Below are 16,438 nucleotides of genomic sequence, written 5' to 3'. Positions count from 1 at the left end.
TACAGAAGGGGTTAACGTTGACGCATAACCCCTTCTTGCATTGTTGAGGCAACCAAGTTGCCTTGGCGATCAAAAAACTGCCCCCGTACCAAACCACACCCATTACTCGCACTTGGACTATCAATTGAATACAAAATCCAATCATCCATTCTAAATGAACGATGAAACCACATTGCATGATCAATAGTAGCTACTTGCATATTTGGCTGCATAAACGATACACCATGAGGTTGTAATGCAGTTGGTAAAAACTCAAAATCAGACGCATACGCTAATAAGTAATTATGGATACGCTGATCGTCCGGCATTTCACCATTAGCTTTAAACCAAATATGCTTTACCGGCTCCATAACTTCTGGTTTAAACGGGTTATGAAAAGTAACCGGTCGCATTTCAATTGGCATTTCACGGGTAAACTTATTACGGATAACCTCTGGGATATGCGAAGCATTATCTTGGTAAAACTCAAGCGATGAACGTAATTCTTCAGGTGCGGGAACATCAGGCATTGTCGCTTGATGCGATAACCCATTTTCTTCACCTTGGAATGACGCGGTCATATAAAAAATAGGTTTACCGTACTGAATTGCTTTGACTCGGCGCGTACTAAAGCTCTTTCCATCACGAATAGTTTCAACGTCATAAACAATGGGTTTAGCCGGATCGCCTGGGCGTAAAAAGTAAGAATGTAATGAATGAACTATTCGCCCTTCAGGTAGAGTTTCTTTGGCAGCAGAAAGCGCCTGCCCCATTACTTGACCACCAAATACAGCACCAAAACCTAAATCTTGGCTTTGTCCTCGATATAAACCTTGCTCAATTTCTTCAAGTGTTAACAACGACAATAAATCATCTAATACTTGGCTCATTATTTCTTCCTCATTACCCTAGTGTCCAAATGATACTATACAATAGTGGGAAGTAAATATTTGTTAGGAATACTGTTATGGCTTACTGGCTATTTAAAACTGAACCCGATGCGTTTTCATTAGATGACTTAAAAAATGCACCAAAACAAACGACTCTTTGGGAAGGCGTGCGTAATTACCAAGCTCGAAATTTTATGCGTGACGGCGTCAAAGTCGGTGATTCAGTCATGATTTACCATTCAAGCTGTAAACACCTGGGCGTAGCGGGCATTGCCGAGGTTACTAAAGAAGCCTACCCAGACCCCACTCAATTTGATTTAAGCAGCGACTATTACGATGCAAAAGCCACCAGCGATAAACCACGTTGGGTGGTTGTTGAGGTTACTTATCAAAGCCATTTAAAAAAATTAATTAGCCTTAAAGATATTAAAGCCAATGACAATATTACTGAAATCGCACTTAAAAAGGGCGGACGTCTATCAATAATGCCTGTTACTAAAAATGACTGGGATGAAATAATCAAAATGGCGCAGTAATACCCTATCGGTTTGACCTAATTTCATTGAGTTTGATATGATCTATGCTGACTTATAGCTGGAGGATTAATGAAATTACTGTATTGGTTAGATGAATGGTTAACTCTCCCGCGCAATGAGCAACAAACTCGATTACCCATGACGGGTAGTGATTTACTCGGCGATGTATTTGTTAAGTATGATTTTGTTGACGTTAATAAACCCCTGCTTTTTACCTTTTCCCCTGCTGGCACTAACGTGCAAGAGCAAGATCTTCATCCTGATTTTGCACCATGGGGTTATCACTTAGCTCAAAAACAAAACGTAAACGTAATCGCTTTTCAGCATTTAGGTAAAAGTAATTGGTTTCGTAATCGTAATTTAATCTTTTTTCTCGAGCAATTATCAACATTACTTACGCCGTTTAATTGTCGACTTGGCTATGGTTTAAGTCGTGGCGGATTTGCTGTTGGCGCTTTTGCTAAACTATTAAAGCTAAATCAGGTGTTGTTCTTCCATCCGGTAAGTACTAAAAATAAAGAATTAGTACCGTGGGATGACCGCTCTAGTACCGATATAGCTCAGCAGTTTGATTGGCAGCAAGATTATCACGATCTAGATTTAGGAGATGCCCAAGGCTATATTATTTACGATCCTACTAATCGTATAGACCGAATGCACGCTAAGCGCTATAAGCAGTTAACTCACTTACGAGTATTTGGTATGGGACATGGCACACACGCTACATATTTGAATAAGTTTGGGTTTTATAAGCAAGTAGCCGTCGATTTTATCCAGCATCAGCAAATTGATATTGCGCAATTTCGTATGCAAACTAAAACCTTACGTTTTAAAGAGGATTATTACAAAAGCCTTAATAAAGCGAATGTAAACTCAGCTCACCGTCAAACACTATTAAGCAAAGCTCATAATATTTTGATTGATGAAAAAGAAGTTCACGTACAGGAACATCAGGCAAAAATTGATATTCAGCCATTAATAGATGTTGCCCTTAAACATCAAGATGAGCATCCTAATGATGCCATTCAGTTATTAGAAGTTGCTCAACAACTTGTACCTGACGATCCTTTAATTGAGCATAAAATTAAGCAACTAGAAGAGTAGTTACGCCAGTAAAAGCGGCTGTAAAGGCCAACTACTCTATTTGGCCTTTTTCTTTTTGTGCCCATACTTGGGCACAATGGCAAAGTACATCATTAACCCTAACCAAGAAAATATAATTATTCCCATTAGCCAGCCATTCTTTTCATGACCCTGTGTACGCTTACTATTGAGTACGATAACGACAGGTAATATATAAGCACTTAAAACAACAATTAAAAATACAACTTCATTCATTATTTTTCTAGGCTCGACCAGTCTACTTCACTACTTAATACTCGATCTACCGATATATAGTGCAGAATATCGCCTTCACTTACTTTGTAATCTAATGGTGGATTTAAATCCATATTTTGTGCACTTAAATTATGAGCAACACCCAACAGTATTGCATCATGCTCAAGCTTAAAATGATGAAACAAAGTACCAAACTCCATATCTTTGCAGCCGCCTGGTATTTTCAAACTAAATTGTGTATCGCCGTGCAAAGTAGATAGCAGCTCCTCTTGCACACGGCTCGAACCTGGATCTTGCATTGAGCGTACGAGTATCTCAGCTGATTTTGCACTACTACACTCTACATTTTGGCAATGCTCTAACATCATCTCAACTTTGGTTTCATCCAAAAAGTGAGCACTTATATGACAATCATCTTTTACTAAGCGACTAATGCGCAGGGCTGTTGTAAATGTCTGATCGTCATCTTGACCATCAATAATCACCTTATCAGCACTACGAATAGCAACCCGCTCTAGCTCAGCTAAATTAGTAAAGCTCGTTAAACGTGCAAAATCAACGCTTTCGTTAGCTAAAAAAGGATGATCCATTTGCTCTGTTACCGCGAGTAAAATACGACGGTCAGTACGTTTCGTATCTGCCAAAATGTAATCAATCATCTTTTTTGTACGAGTGTCGTGCCAACCAAAAATAATAATATGGTGGTTACTGTGGGCAAAGTTTTTATCACCAGTCATAGCGCGCCTAATTAAGTAAGTAACAGTTTGTCCTGCTTTTCCTAGCAAAACACCAAATAAAGCTAAACCAAATGGAATTTGTATTAATGCAACCACCCAACGACCAAGATCAGTAGTTGGACTAAAGTCACCATATCCCACTGTTGATGTTGTTACTGTGTAATAGTAAAAAAAGGTAGTAAGCGAGGTTAACGCTTTCTCATTCGCTATAAATAGTAAGCTCCATGTTAATAGCATATGAGTCAAAATAGCTAATGCCACTGCTTGCCAACTCAACTGATCTATATGAGCGCGAACAAGTAACGCTAGCCTTTTAAATATCACCGGCATAATACAAAGTCTTCGTTAGTAAATTATCTATAAACAGTACGTTACTGTAAGCGATGCTTTTAAGCAATGTTTAAGCTTTTAACCGCAAATATTAGACTAAATGCTGTTTGCCAATGGTGATTTTTCATGATTAATTAGCGTTAAAATAATAACCAAAACAGTTGTGCTTATGCTTAATAAAATAGCCCGCCCTTTTACTAAAATTGTAGAGCGCTATCTTCCCGACCCTTTTATATTTGTAATTTTACTTACAATAATTACTCTTGTCAGTGCGAGCTTATTTACAACCGCAACTAACATTGAAGTATTACAAGCGTGGGGAGGTGGGTTTTGGAACTTATTAAGTTTTGCTATGCAAATGCTACTAGTGTTAATTACAGGCTATATGTTGGCAAGTACGCCACCTATAAGTAAGTTATTAGAAAAGCTAGCAACATTTGCAAGCACCGCACCTAAAGCAATTATTTTAGTCACGCTTATTTCGCTTTTAGCGAGCTGGATAAATTGGGGATTTGGCTTAGTTATTGGTGCCCTTTTTGCCAAAGCAATTGCTAAACACACTCGTGTTGATTATCGATTATTAGTAGCCAGCGCTTACTCAGGTTTTGTTGTATGGCATGGCGGATTAGCGGGTTCGATTCCTTTAACCATCGCAACCGATGGTCACTTTTCAGAGGCCAGCATTGGTATTATTAGTACAGAGCACACTTTATTTGCGGGCTTTAATATAGCCATAATAGTTGGTTTATTTATTATTATGCCGCTCGTTAATCGCTATATGCTGCCAAGCGAGCAAGAAAGCGTATATATCGACCCAGCTCTTTTACAAGAGACAACACCTAAGCCCACAACAATAACCAGACCTGCCCAACATTTGGAACAAAGCAAACTACTCGGTATGACAATTGGCTTATTAGGTTTGGCATATTTAGGTTATTACTTTTTTATTGCTCGCGGAAACTTAAACCTTAATAGCGTTATTGCCGTATTTTTGTTTTTAGCTATTACGCTACATCAAACTCCTCACAATGTGCTTAATAGCTTACAACAAGCAATTCCAAGTGGTGCGGGTATTGTTATTCAGTTTCCGTTTTATGCTGGCATTATGGCGGTGATGGTCGATACAGGGTTAGCACAACAAATATCACAAGGCTTTATTGCCATTGCAGATGCCGATAGCTTGCCATTTTACAGCTTTATAAGTGCAGGACTCGTTAATATGTTTGTGCCCTCTGGCGGCGGCCAATGGGCAGTACAAGCGCCTATTGTTATACCCGCAGCGCAAGAGCTAGGCGCCGATATATCGCGCGTTGCAATGGCTGTAGCATGGGGCGATGCGTGGACTAATTTAATTCAACCTTTTTGGGCACTACCCGTATTGGCTATAGCGGGCCTAAAAGCAAAAGATATTATGGGTTTTTGTGTAGTGCAGCTATTTGTAACAGGGATTTTTATATCGCTGGTATTGAGCTTTTACTAACGGCAAGCATAATAAAAAGGCGTGATTTTATTTCGCGCTTGCTAGCTGCAAACCAAAAAGAACTAAGCAAGAAAATAAAGCTAACTGGTAAGTAATTTAATATCACCAAATAATTTCACCTAGTGCTAATAAATTACAGATCATGTGAGCGATAATGCAATACCACAGATTACCCGATAAATGACGAATTAACCCCACCAAGCAAGAAAATACAAACAGAGAAATAAAAATTTCAACTTGATCATACTGCCCATGTATCAATGTAAACACAATACTTGAGATAATAATTGCGCCACTGACTCCTAAAGCGGTTTTTTTCAGCCTATAGAATGCCACTCCTCGAAAAATCACCTCCTCATATATAGGCCCAATAAGTACTACTGCTAAAAGCAGCATAATTTTGGCTAAAAGCGAATTTGTTTGTGCTTCAACTTCTAACATAAAATCTGGCAAGGCGACTTCCATAAAACCAAAAAGCCATTGTTCCAATAAAACGTAAGCCGCTGTTAATAACATTGTGATGATTAAAGGAAAAAGAGCCACTTTTTTTATTGCTAAGCGCCCAATAACTTCGCTTTTATTTTGCGCATCAAGAGTAGGCTTTAAAAATGGCAGTGTAAGTACAGCAGTGAGGAAGGTAGATATAAAAACTAAGCCGGGATTCGAATCTAGTTGCTCTAAATGTGTAAGGTCATTTAACAATAATGCCCCACCACCCGATAAAAAAATAATCAAGTATGAGGCCATTGGGAGCACCAGTACAAAAAAGGCGAACCAATAAAGCGTGTACAATAAAGATTCCCCTGTGCTTTGATTTACTTGTTGTTTTATCGCATCATCCATAATTTTATCAGCTCACGGCTTATTGTTATTTTTCATTCTGAGGGATAGTACCATATCAATTCCCCCATTAAGAAACAAATCAAAACTAACATCTTGCTATCGCCACACAAGCTAAAATAAACACAATTAATTTTATTCAGAGTGGTTGGGCAAGCGTAATTGCCCCTGTTAAACGCCCACTTTACTGAGCGACAGCTTCCTTTCTAAACAACAAATGCACAAAAACCTTAAAAGCAACGTACAAAAAACAGCATAGTGAGCGAGATTTGAGCTACCATGCTCTTATTATTGCTAGCTCGATAAAATAGTCATCGGCAGGCTCAATATTGGATTTTCTGAATCGGCAAAGTGCATCATTACAGCTACATGCCCCGCTACTACAATTGCATACATAACTGCTGAAAAGCCTTGGCCATATTTATCTAGTGGCATTAAGTGTGAATAGTGACGGCCTCGCCATTCAAATACAATTTCCAGCGCACCTACAAACAAAAAGAATACCAGTAACATTAAGCCAAATGTGTAGCTCAGCCATAAACCAAACAGTACACCGAGTAAACATACACTTAGGCCAATCCATGAACGCATTGAAAAGCTAATACTTTTTAGTACATGCCCGCCATCAAGCGGCAAAATTGGTAGCAAGTTAAATAAATTTAATAACGCACTAAGCACTGCCACACCTGCAAATATTTCCATCTCGGTGGCGTAATATAAAACGACACCCAGTACCGAGGTAATTAAACCAAATGCAGGCCCCATTAATGATATAACTACATCTTGCCAACGAGTCGTTATTTTATCGTCACTTACAGCAAGCCCACCAACAAACGGGATTAAGTAAATACCTTTGGTTTTTATGCCAAAGTATTTCATTGCTCGCACATGGCCGTATTCGTGTACCACTAAGCAACCAATTAACATTAGTGCAAATTCAATACTAAATAACCACGCATAGCCTGCAACAGAAGCCCCTGCAAGCACTACTTTAATTACCTTAGCGCTTTTAAAAAGCTTAAAACCTAATGCTGCTAGCCCTAAAAAGCCTTTTTTAGGTGACCCATTTGTAGGTGCTGGCAACGCAAGTTGTGTTGCAAATTGATCATCTACAAAGAGCGAAATGCTTTGCTCTTCGACTGCCCCTGTATTGATGCCTATTTTTTTGTTGTCGTAAGTAAACTGATAGTAGTTTTCACGAGGGTTATCAAAGGTAATGGCTTGTTGCGCATGAAATACCTGCACAATTTTTTGCCCAGACACCATAAGCGAAAATGGTTGCTCGGCTAAAGTAAGATCTATTCTTATCATAATTAAGACCGTTTAAAACAATGGCGCTAGTATACCTAATCAGCTTAAAAACACGAGAGAAGGTGCTAGGTAACTATTTTCAAAATAAAAGCATTTGATACTGACAAAATAAAAAAACACTACTACTTTTATAGTAACTCCAAGCGATACATTGAAAGGGATAACAGTGAAGAAGATAGTGCCTAATATTTTAGTTGTTGACGATTCAAAAGCAATTTTGATCGTTATGGAAGCTATACTTAACGAATTGGGTATGTCCAACACTATAACTACGTGCCTGAATGCAAAAGAAGCGCTTGAAAAAGTTAAAGAGGATATCAACTACTTTGATGCTATTTTTACTGATCTCAATATGCCCGAAATGGACGGCATGGAATTAATCCGCCACTTAGGAGAGCGACATTATCAAGGCGGTATAATAATTGTTTCTGAAATGGACCATAAAGTTATTAGCTTAGCTGCCAATCTCGCGAAACAACATAACGCGCACCTCATTGGTAATATTTCAAAGCCAGTGCAACTGTCTCAGGTTAGTAGGTTACTTACTAAAGTGGCGCAATTAAACAGCCACACTTTATTAAAAGAGCCAGCCATTTCAAAAGATGAGCTTATTGATGCATTAAAAAACGATGAAATAACGCCTTTTTACCAACCAAAAATAAACGCGGATAACAATAAAATTGAAAGCGTTGAAGTGTTAGCGCGTATTTTATCAAGTAAAGACGACAATATTATTTTACCTTGCCGTTTTATAAATACTGCCGAACAACACAACTTAATTAATCAAATTACATTTTCTCTTTTTGAAAAGGCCACCAGCGAATTCAAAAATATGACAGCACAACTAGGTCATGATTTTAAAATGGCCTTTAACTTATCGCCAACCCAGCTCGATGACCTAAACTGCCCTAATAAATTACTACTTATTTTAGAGCTAAACCAACTCACACCTAGTAATATAATTATAGAAATAACAGAACAACATGCACTCTCAAGCCTCATGCAATTAGAAACAGTAAACAGATTAAGAATGCATGGCTTTGGTATATCGCTAGACGATTTTGGTGTTGGTTTTACTAATATGAATCAGCTTCGAAATCTTCCTTTTACTGAAATTAAAATAGACCGTTCACTTATTAGCCATATAGAAACAGATTTATTTTCTCAAGTGGTCGTAAGTTCGTTATTTAATATTACGAGTAAAGATAATTTAGACTTAGTAGCAGAAGGTGTTGAACGACCAGAAGAGCTCGTTTATTTAAGGCATTATAGAAGAAAACTAGCCATACAAGGTTTTTTATTTAGTCGCCCTAAACCACAAGACGAATTTATATCTTGGGCTAAAGATTGGTTAAAAACTGATGGCAGCCCCGCTTAAAGCGGTATTAATATTTAATCGGGGCTGGTTAACTAATTATCACCCCGAGTGTGTTTATCTTCTTCACTGACTATATGCGCACTACTTGCTAAACGTTTGTGCCAACGCTGCCTTGCTACTGCGCGCATATTAGTAGATTGGTCACGCTCATCTACAATCTCTAGCCCCATTAAAGCTTCAATCATATCCTCTAGCGTTACAATACCTTGCACGTCACCGTACTCATCTACAACTAGGCATATATGCGTGCGCTTTGTTAAAAGAGTTTGCAGTAACGACGATACGTTCTGAGAAGTTGGTACGGTATAAATAGGCTTAATCAATTTGCTAATTTTGTAATCGGTGCCTAAGCGGTGAAATGCCAGCATAATATCGTTTTTATGCACAAACCCAACGATATCATCGGCATCTTTATCAAATACCAACACTCTAGAAAACGATGACGACCCATGTTCATTTAAATACTGATTAACTGTTAAATCTTTATGGATTTTGAAAATAACAGTTCGCGGCGTCATTAAATCACATAATTTTGCATGCTTAAAATGCAACAAATTACGGATAATATCAGATTCATCTTGATGTAATGCTCCCGACTCCGTGCCTATATCTGCCATTGCCTCTATCTCTTGACGAATATAATAAGCCTCATCGTGCTTTGGACCCATTAAATTTGTTAGCTTTTGAGCAAACCATACAAAAGGCTTTAGCGATATAACTAAAAAACGCAAAGCGTAGGTAACGCTTGGCGTTAAAGCTCGCCAGTAATTAGCCCCCAAGGTTTTAGGTATAATTTCAGAAAGAATTAATACGAGAAATGTCATAATGGCTGATGCAATACCTACAGCCGCATCGGAAAAAACGACAGCCGCTTGTGCGCCAACTCCCGCTGCACCTGCTGTATGGGCAACTGTATTTAAAGTTAAAATAGCAGCTAAAGGCTGATCTATATTGTTTTTAAGCTTTTCGAGCTGTTTAGCAAGCTCAGGGTGTTTTTTTCTAAGTGATGCAACATAGCTGGGCGAAATACTTAATAACACAGCCTCCATCACAGAACATAAAAACGAAATAACAATCGCCACTACCATATAAACTATCAGTAAAGTCACTTTCTCTCCTCTATATTGGATATGTGAGCATGGTAACAATACATGCTATATTTGGCCAAACTTCCAATAATAATAGGCATAATAATGAAATTTAGCGCACCATGGTGTCATCAAAATAAGCTATTTAAGTACGCAGCAGCTCTTTTAACACTTAGCAGCTTAAGCTTTGCTGCAATAGCGGCACCATTGGATAAATCAAAAATTCAGTTTATCGGCCCACTTGCCGAAGATATGCAGTTAAAGCCTTTTCAGACACCTCATGGCAGTGCGATTATTAACAACCTATTGCCGCAACTACAAGCAGACACCGATAGTTTTTCTATATTTGGGAAAAAACAAAACTGGCAACCGTTTAATAAAATCAATGCGCTCACTTTAGGTGGGTTACAGGCACTAAAATTTAATATTGAAACAACCCGCTTTACGCAAGGTACGCTTACCTTAAAAGGGATTGAGCAAGGGCAGTTATTTATTAATGGCGAACTACAAACAGGCGATAAAAATAGCTATAAGTTAGCTTTAAATAACAGTACTCACACTGTTTTAATAGTAGCCCAGCAAGTAGCTAATTGGCACGATGTAACGCTTGATTTTGCACCTAAAAGCGAGGTTGATAAAATTACGCTCAGCACTTCACACATAAAACGTTTATCTGCAAAACAACTGTTTGATGCCCCTACAATTAGCCAATTATCACTCGCACCTAATGCCAAGCAGTACGTTACTACCACTCGCACTTATAGTGATAAAACACAAAATCAAGCAAATACAGTTACTGTACTTGAAGATTCAGACAATCAAACGCTTTATCGCTTTGAAGCAGGCCAACCAAGTAACATTATTTGGAGTCCAGATAACCAATATTTAGTGTATTTGTTAAATGGTGAGCTTAAACAACTTAACCGTAAAAACCTCTCAATAAAAACATTAGCAAACGATTTAGAAGGAGCTAATAGCTTTACCTTTTATAACAACACCAGCCTTTTGTTTAGCTGGTCTAAATCACCTGAGAGCACTAACAGCTTAACCAAGCACTATAAAGGTCTACAAGATCGCTGGTCGTATGCACGTACCACCAGCCAAATTTATATGCTTGATACTAAAAGTGGTTTAACAAAAGCACTTAGCCAAGGTCCTCTTTCTTACAGCCTTGAAGATTCAAATAGTAACCGTGGCAAAGTATTAATGAGCCGCCCAGTAATGGCAATGCAAGCATCAACTCACCCTGAAACAGAGCTTGTTGAACTCGATTTAAAATCAAACAAGCTTTCATCGCTTGGTAAATTCAAAACGTTTAATTTAGCCAAATATACAAATAAAGATATTTATGTAGTTGCAGGCCCTGACTTTAAAAATGGCGCAGGCAGAGCATTACCAAAAGCTATGCTCGCTAATAACTACGACGGGCAACTTTACCTACTTACTGAAGGCGGTAAAAACGTAAAAGCACTCAGTAAACAGTTCGACCCCGCTATTGGCCAACTGCACGTTTTAGAAAACGGCGATGCGCTTATTAAAGTAACAGAGCAAGACACTCAACCACTTTACCTATTTGATTTAAGTAAACAGCGCTTTAAAAAGTTAAATACAGGATTGGATATTGTTGAACAATTTAGTTACTCACACGACCGTAATACCGAAATTTTATTAAGTGGCACTAACGCTTTAGCGCCACAACAACTAAAGCGCCTGAACGTAAGTAAAAATAAAACAGATTTAATATGGGATTCAAAACCAAGTAGCTATGCAAATACACGACTCCCTACATTAGAAGAGTTTAATTTTAAAAATAAACATGGTGTCGAAATAACGGGTCGTGTGTACATTCCTAGCAACTTAGATAAAACTAAAAAGCACCCTGCGCTCGTGTATTACTACGGCGGTACTTCACCCGTTACGCGTGGTTTTACAGGTCGTTACCCGTTTAACTTATGGGCAGAAAATGGCTATGTTGTTTATGTAGTGCAACCTACTGGCGCAACAGGGTTTGGACAAAAGTTTTCAGCGCAGCATGTTAATGCCTGGGGCGACTACACCGCAGACGATATTATCGAAGGCACACAAGCCTTTTTAAATAAATACAACTATGTTGATAGTAAAAAAGTAGGTAACTTAGGGGCATCGTACGGTGGCTTCATGACCATGTTATTGGCAACTAAAACCGATATATTTAGTGCTTCAATAGCTCATGCGGGGATTTCTAATATTACCTCGTATTGGGGTGAAGGTTGGTGGGGCTACTTATATTCTGGCGAAGCATCAAAAAATAGCTTCCCGTGGAATAACCCTGAGCTTTACAGCCAACATAGTCCTGTATTTCATGCCGACAAAGTAACAACACCTATGCTACTTCTTCATGGTGATAGCGATACCAATGTACCTGTTGGCGAAAGCTTAACAATGTACACTGCGCTTAAACTGCTTAATAAGGACGTAGAGTTAATCGAATACAAAGGCGCCGACCATCAAATTTTTGCACGCGATAAACGATTTGATTGGTGGAACACCATGCTCGCATACTTTGATAAAAAGCTAAAAAACGAGCCTCAATGGTGGGACTCGATGTATAAAAATGACTGAGCCTGAACCTTTAAAATAACAACTTAATACAGATTTATTAGTAGTAGAATTAATTATTTAGCACCTTTTAATTAGTTTAAAGGTGCTAACCTCATCCTCTAATAACGTCTTATACCCCTTTGAAATATTAAGTTACTTAAAACTAATAAACCCCCTTCTCAGCATTTACCTATTGGTGCTACCATACAGAGCTATAAGCATTCAAAATAAAGTACTATGGCTATTAATGTTTTATTGGTTGAAGACGATGAACTACTCGTTAAACGCATCCATAATCACTTTGCAGATACCGAATTTACAATAGAGGTAGACCCCACTGGCGCTGATGCACTTAACATTGTAAGGCAGCGGGTAAACCTGCGCGGTGCTATATCATTAGCCATAATTGACATTGTCTTACCAAAGCGCGACGGGCTTCAGCTCGCAAAAGAATTAAACACACTGACCGATATTGGCGTTATTGTATTATCGAGTCGTGACTCCCAAGCCGATCGTATTGCAGGCCTTGCACAAGGTGCTGATGACTATATTTGTAAGCCCGTCGATTTACTTGAGTTAGAGCTTCGCATGCGCGCGCTCTATAAGCGTGTTGCCGTCAACCTAGAAGACGACGAAAGCGAAGAGTTTATAGAATATGCTGACTTTAAGCTTCATCCTGATAACCGCACATTAATTACTGCTGCGGGCGTTGAGTCACGCTTAACTGAAGCCGAACATAAAGTGCTTATTTGCTTAATTAGTAATGCAGGTAAAGCCACATCCCGTGAAAAAATATCTGAAGAAATAGGCCAGCCCGATTGGAGTCCAAACGATCGTACTGTTGATGTGCTTATTGGTCGTTTACGTAAAAAATTAAATGACGAAAAAGATCAAAAACGCATCGTTACCGTACGCGGTAAAGGCTATATGCTTTCTATTTAATACTTAGTTAATTGCGCAATAAGGCGCTCAAATGCGCGGTAATTAAGTGCTTCTTTAAGCTCATTTAAACTAATGTTTTCAGCGCCTTTTAAATCACTAATAGTCCGCGCCACCTTAATTACTCTATGGTAAGAGCGTGGCGATAAAGATAACTTCTCGCTTGCTCTGGCTAAAAATTGCAACTCTGCAGGCGCAAGTTCACAGTGCACACTCATTTCTTTATTATTAAGTCTCGCATTAACCTTACCTTGACGTTTTAGTTGTAGGTAATAAGCAGCCTCAACTCTTGATCTAACCTCTGCACTGGTTTCCTCTGGTTTGGTACTTTGTAGCTCAACACTCGTTAAACGAGGTAGTTCTATTTGCAAATCAATACGGTCAATAAAAGGCCCCGACACGCGTGATAAATAACGCATAACTTGATCGGGAGTTGCCCGCTTATCAGTATGGCTCCCCGTTGGGCTTGGGTTTAATGCTGTAATAAGCTGAAACTGCGCTGGGAACTCCATTTGCCTAGCTGCACGTGAAATAGTTACTGTGCCGGTCTCCATTGGTTCACGCAGTGAATCAAGCACCTTACGCTCGAATTCCGGTAACTCATCTAAGAAGAGCACACCGTTGTGTGCCAGCGAAATTTCACCAGGCTTGGGATTTGAAGAGCCCCCCACCAAAGCAACAGCTGAGCACGTATGATGCGGATTACGAAATGGCCGCTGTCGCCAATTAGTTAAATCTATGGATTGTCCAATAATAGAGTAAAGCGCAGCTGTTGAAATAGCTTCATCGTCCGACATAGTAGGCATTATAGTTGCCATTCGCTGGGCCAGCATTGATTTACCAGTACCTGGAGGGCCTAAAAATAGTAAATTATGCCCGCCAGCTGCGGCTATTTCTAATACTCGCTTGGCGCCAGGCTGACCTTTAACATCGCTTAAATCGAGCAAAAAGTCAGGGGCTTGTGTGCAGTCGGGATACTCTATATTTAATGGCAAGGGTTGTTGATTAAGTAGGTCGCCCCACACTTCTTGAATAGAGCTTACGGCTTTGCGTTTAACGCCATTAACTAAGCTTGCTAGGCTGTCGTTTGCAAGAGGTAAAAAGCAGCAGCGATCTTCTTCTTTAGCAGCAAGTACCGAAGGTAAAATAGCGTTTACACCACGCACTTCACCATTAAGAGCAAGCTCACCATAAAACTCGTACTTATGAATATCAGGACACACTATTTGCCCAGAGGCGACTAAAATACCCACCGCAATAGCCAGATCAAACCGCCCACCATCTTTTGGTAAGTCGGCTGGGGCTAAATTTACGGTTATTCGTTGATCGGGAAAACCAAATTGTGAGTTTTCGAGTGCGCTACGTACCCTGTCTTTCGACTCTTTAACAGACGCTTCGGGCAGGCCTACAATATGAAAAGCGGGTAAACCATTTCCTAGGTGAACCTCTACAATAACTTCAGGGGCATTTATGCCCACTTGAGCACGAGAAAATATACGAGCTAACGACATTCCTTATCCTAGTAAATGGTGTGATTACACCAGTTTAGTCAGGATATTTAAAAACGTGTAATGTGATTTGCCATTTTATAGCGGCTAAACGAAGTAATAAGGTCATTAACATTCCTAATACCATCGCCATTTCGGTTGCTAACGAAAAACTAATGCCAAGCGTATAAACAGTACCACCCGCTATACAGGTAATAGCGTAAAGCTCACCCTTTAATAGCATAGGGATCTCGCGTGCAAGCACATCTCGAATTAATCCACCAAAGCAGCCTGTAATTACAGCCATAATTACCGCAGTCATATCGGGCATACCAACAAGCTGTGCTTTTTGCGCCCCCATTACTGCAAAAAAAGCTAACCCAAACGCGTCCGCTGTTTGTAAAATATAATGAGGTATCGGCTTTTGTTTATTTATAAGGCGTGTTGTAACAAATACTGAAGCGAGTATGGCAAAAAAGTAACTTTGATCGTGTAACCAAAACACTGGAACATCTAAAATTAGATCTCGCACTGTACCACCACCAATAGCAGTTACTGTCGCTAAAACTACGACCCCAAAGCCATCCATTTTTTTCTCATACGCTAGCAAAGTGCCCGATACAGCAAACACCGCAATGCCTATTAAATCAAACCAGTGGTAAAGTTCAGTCATATTTGTAACAACCTAAAAATATTTGTGCCGTTTTAACACAAACCAAACAAGGTTTTAAGTAATAACGATTTATTTTAAGAAGTTTATAACATTTTAAAGTGTATCTCAGGGGGCGGGAGCTTGCGCTTATGAGAAGTGAATGCCTCATGCAGTGAAGATGATCTTTATCCTATAAGCTAAATCACCACACTCATCAAATTTTAGACATAAAAAACACGCTTTAAGCGTGTCGTTTCATTCTTATTTATTTCAGTGGTTGCGGGAGCCTGAACTTATAAAAGGTGAACCGACGACCTTCGGGTTATGAGCCACAATATACACACCAAATTTTAGACATAAAAAAACACGCTTTAAGCGTGCCGTTTCATTCTTATTTATTTCAGTGGTTGCGGGAGCCTGAACTTATAAAAGGTGAACCGACGACCTTCGGATTATGAGCCACAATATACACACTAAATTTTAGACATAAAAAAACACGCTTTAAGCGTGCCATTTCATTCTTATTTATTTCAGTGGTTGCGGGAGCTTGAACTTATAAAAGGTGAACCGACGACCTTCGGGTTATGAGCCACAATATACACACTAAATTTTAGACATAAAAAAACACGCTTTAAGCGTGCCGTTTCATTCTTATTTATTTCAGTGGTTGCGGGAGCTTGAACTTATAAAAGGTGAACCGACGACCTTCGGGTTATGAGCCACAATATACAAACTAAATTTAGACATAAAAAAACACGCTTTAAGCGTGTCGTTTCATTCTTATTTATTTCAGTGGTTGCGGGAGCCTGAACTTATAAAAGGTGAACCGACGACCTTCGGGTTATGAGCCACAATATACACACCAAATTTTAG

Annotated in this window: 14 protein-coding genes; 6 read left to right on the top strand and 8 right to left on the bottom strand. The window is 39.2% G+C overall.

What is annotated here, in order from left to right; translation table 11 throughout:
• Positions 1-11: 11 nt before the first annotated feature.
• Positions 12-869 carry an acyl-CoA thioesterase II gene (gene tesB / locus H5117_RS07305; protein ID WP_182736919.1) on the bottom strand — a complete coding sequence of 286 codons (858 nt, stop codon included), beginning with the start codon at positions 867-869 and terminating at the stop codon, positions 12-14.
• A 77-nt stretch (positions 870-946) separates the two neighbouring features.
• On the opposite strand from tesB, the gene H5117_RS07300 reads away from it, so the two are divergent.
• Together H5117_RS07300 and H5117_RS07295 are read left to right on the top strand one after the other, a co-directional pair.
• Positions 947-1,405, top strand: coding sequence for an EVE domain-containing protein (locus H5117_RS07300; RefSeq protein WP_182736917.1), 459 nt, complete (start codon positions 947-949; stop codon positions 1,403-1,405).
• Positions 1,406-1,474: 69 nt separating this feature from the next.
• Complete coding sequence (locus H5117_RS07295) at positions 1,475-2,509, top strand: hypothetical protein (RefSeq protein WP_002957904.1); 1,035 nt, start codon at positions 1,475-1,477, stop codon at positions 2,507-2,509.
• A 36-nt stretch (positions 2,510-2,545) separates the two neighbouring features.
• Here the strand turns inward: H5117_RS07295 and H5117_RS07290 are convergent, their stop codons facing one another.
• Both H5117_RS07290 and H5117_RS07285 read right to left on the bottom strand, forming a co-directional pair.
• Complete coding sequence (locus H5117_RS07290; protein WP_002957905.1) at positions 2,546-2,743, bottom strand: PLDc N-terminal domain-containing protein; 198 nt, start codon at positions 2,741-2,743, stop codon at positions 2,546-2,548.
• Positions 2,743-3,810, bottom strand: coding sequence for a potassium channel family protein (locus H5117_RS07285; protein WP_002957906.1), 1,068 nt, complete (start codon positions 3,808-3,810; stop codon positions 2,743-2,745). The genes H5117_RS07290 and H5117_RS07285 overlap by 1 nt, the downstream gene beginning before the upstream one ends.
• Before the next feature lie 169 nt (positions 3,811-3,979).
• Between H5117_RS07285 and H5117_RS07280 the strand changes: the two genes are divergently transcribed.
• Complete coding sequence (locus H5117_RS07280) at positions 3,980-5,290, top strand: short-chain fatty acid transporter (protein ID WP_182736908.1); 1,311 nt, start codon at positions 3,980-3,982, stop codon at positions 5,288-5,290.
• A 102-nt stretch (positions 5,291-5,392) separates the two neighbouring features.
• Here H5117_RS07280 and H5117_RS07275 read toward each other — a convergent pair whose 3' ends face one another.
• Together H5117_RS07275 and H5117_RS07270 are read right to left on the bottom strand one after the other, a co-directional pair.
• Positions 5,393-6,133 carry a CPBP family intramembrane glutamic endopeptidase gene (locus H5117_RS07275; protein WP_182736906.1) on the bottom strand — a complete coding sequence of 247 codons (741 nt, stop codon included), beginning with the start codon at positions 6,131-6,133 and terminating at the stop codon, positions 5,393-5,395.
• A gap of 291 nt (positions 6,134-6,424) precedes the next feature.
• Positions 6,425-7,441: a metalloprotease gene (locus H5117_RS07270; protein ID WP_182736904.1), complete on the bottom strand. Its 1,017-nt coding sequence runs from the start codon at positions 7,439-7,441 to the stop codon at positions 6,425-6,427.
• A gap of 166 nt (positions 7,442-7,607) precedes the next feature.
• On the opposite strand from H5117_RS07270, the gene H5117_RS07265 reads away from it, so the two are divergent.
• Positions 7,608-8,819, top strand: a complete 1,212-nt coding sequence (locus H5117_RS07265) for an EAL domain-containing protein (RefSeq protein WP_182736902.1) — start codon at positions 7,608-7,610, stop codon at positions 8,817-8,819.
• A 32-nt stretch (positions 8,820-8,851) separates the two neighbouring features.
• Here the strand turns inward: H5117_RS07265 and H5117_RS07260 are convergent, their stop codons facing one another.
• The gene (locus H5117_RS07260; protein WP_002957910.1) at positions 8,852-9,928 is read right to left on the bottom strand and encodes a hemolysin family protein; all 1,077 of its coding nucleotides are present in this window, start codon (positions 9,926-9,928) and stop codon (positions 8,852-8,854) included.
• Positions 9,929-10,012: 84 nt separating this feature from the next.
• Here H5117_RS07260 and H5117_RS07255 point away from each other — a divergent pair, with 84 nt between their 5' ends.
• Positions 10,013-12,508 (top strand): S9 family peptidase, encoded by a 2,496-nt coding sequence (locus H5117_RS07255; RefSeq protein WP_182736900.1) that lies wholly within the window; start codon positions 10,013-10,015, stop codon positions 12,506-12,508.
• A gap of 216 nt (positions 12,509-12,724) precedes the next feature.
• Positions 12,725-13,429 carry a response regulator transcription factor gene (locus tag H5117_RS07250; protein WP_182736898.1) on the top strand — a complete coding sequence of 235 codons (705 nt, stop codon included), beginning with the start codon at positions 12,725-12,727 and terminating at the stop codon, positions 13,427-13,429.
• Here the strand turns inward: H5117_RS07250 and H5117_RS07245 are convergent.
• Together H5117_RS07245 and H5117_RS07240 are read right to left on the bottom strand one after the other, a co-directional pair.
• The gene (locus H5117_RS07245) at positions 13,426-14,937 is read right to left on the bottom strand and encodes a YifB family Mg chelatase-like AAA ATPase (RefSeq protein WP_182736896.1); all 1,512 of its coding nucleotides are present in this window, start codon (positions 14,935-14,937) and stop codon (positions 13,426-13,428) included. The two genes, H5117_RS07250 and H5117_RS07245, sit on opposite strands and share 4 nt — an antisense overlap.
• A 34-nt stretch (positions 14,938-14,971) precedes the next feature.
• A complete protein-coding gene (locus tag H5117_RS07240; protein WP_002957915.1) occupies positions 14,972-15,586 on the bottom strand; it encodes a trimeric intracellular cation channel family protein in 615 nt (204 codons plus the stop codon).
• Between the last annotated feature and the right edge of the window lie 852 nt (positions 15,587-16,438).

The organism is Pseudoalteromonas sp. SG45-1 (genome assembly GCF_014164135.1).
GTDB lineage: Bacteria > Pseudomonadota > Gammaproteobacteria > Enterobacterales > Alteromonadaceae > Pseudoalteromonas > Pseudoalteromonas distincta.
Note: the sequence above shows the minus strand (reverse complement) of the source record. Positions and strands in the feature narration are given on the sequence as shown.

Bases quoted from the DNA above. Each gene is read 5' to 3' on its own strand.
- H5117_RS07280 (WP_182736908.1), top strand. From the start codon at position 3,980: ATGCTTAATAAAATAGCCCGCCCTTTTACTAAAATTGTAGAGCGCTAT.
- H5117_RS07300 (WP_182736917.1), top strand. From the start codon at position 947: ATGGCTTACTGGCTATTTAAAACTGAACCCGATGCGTTTTCATTAGAT.
- H5117_RS07285 (WP_002957906.1), bottom strand. From the start codon at position 3,810: ATGCCGGTGATATTTAAAAGGCTAGCGTTACTTGTTCGCGCTCATATA.
- H5117_RS07290 (WP_002957905.1), bottom strand. From the start codon at position 2,743: ATGAATGAAGTTGTATTTTTAATTGTTGTTTTAAGTGCTTATATATTA.
- H5117_RS07255 (WP_182736900.1), top strand. From the start codon at position 10,013: ATGAAATTTAGCGCACCATGGTGTCATCAAAATAAGCTATTTAAGTAC.
- H5117_RS07275 (WP_182736906.1), bottom strand. From the start codon at position 6,133: ATGGATGATGCGATAAAACAACAAGTAAATCAAAGCACAGGGGAATCT.
- H5117_RS07270 (WP_182736904.1), bottom strand. From the start codon at position 7,441: ATGATAAGAATAGATCTTACTTTAGCCGAGCAACCATTTTCGCTTATG.
- H5117_RS07240 (WP_002957915.1), bottom strand. From the start codon at position 15,586: ATGACTGAACTTTACCACTGGTTTGATTTAATAGGCATTGCGGTGTTT.
- H5117_RS07245 (WP_182736896.1), bottom strand. From the start codon at position 14,937: ATGTCGTTAGCTCGTATATTTTCTCGTGCTCAAGTGGGCATAAATGCC.
- H5117_RS07250 (WP_182736898.1), top strand. From the start codon at position 12,725: ATGGCTATTAATGTTTTATTGGTTGAAGACGATGAACTACTCGTTAAA.
- tesB (WP_182736919.1), bottom strand. From the start codon at position 869: ATGAGCCAAGTATTAGATGATTTATTGTCGTTGTTAACACTTGAAGAA.
- H5117_RS07295 (WP_002957904.1), top strand. From the start codon at position 1,475: ATGAAATTACTGTATTGGTTAGATGAATGGTTAACTCTCCCGCGCAAT.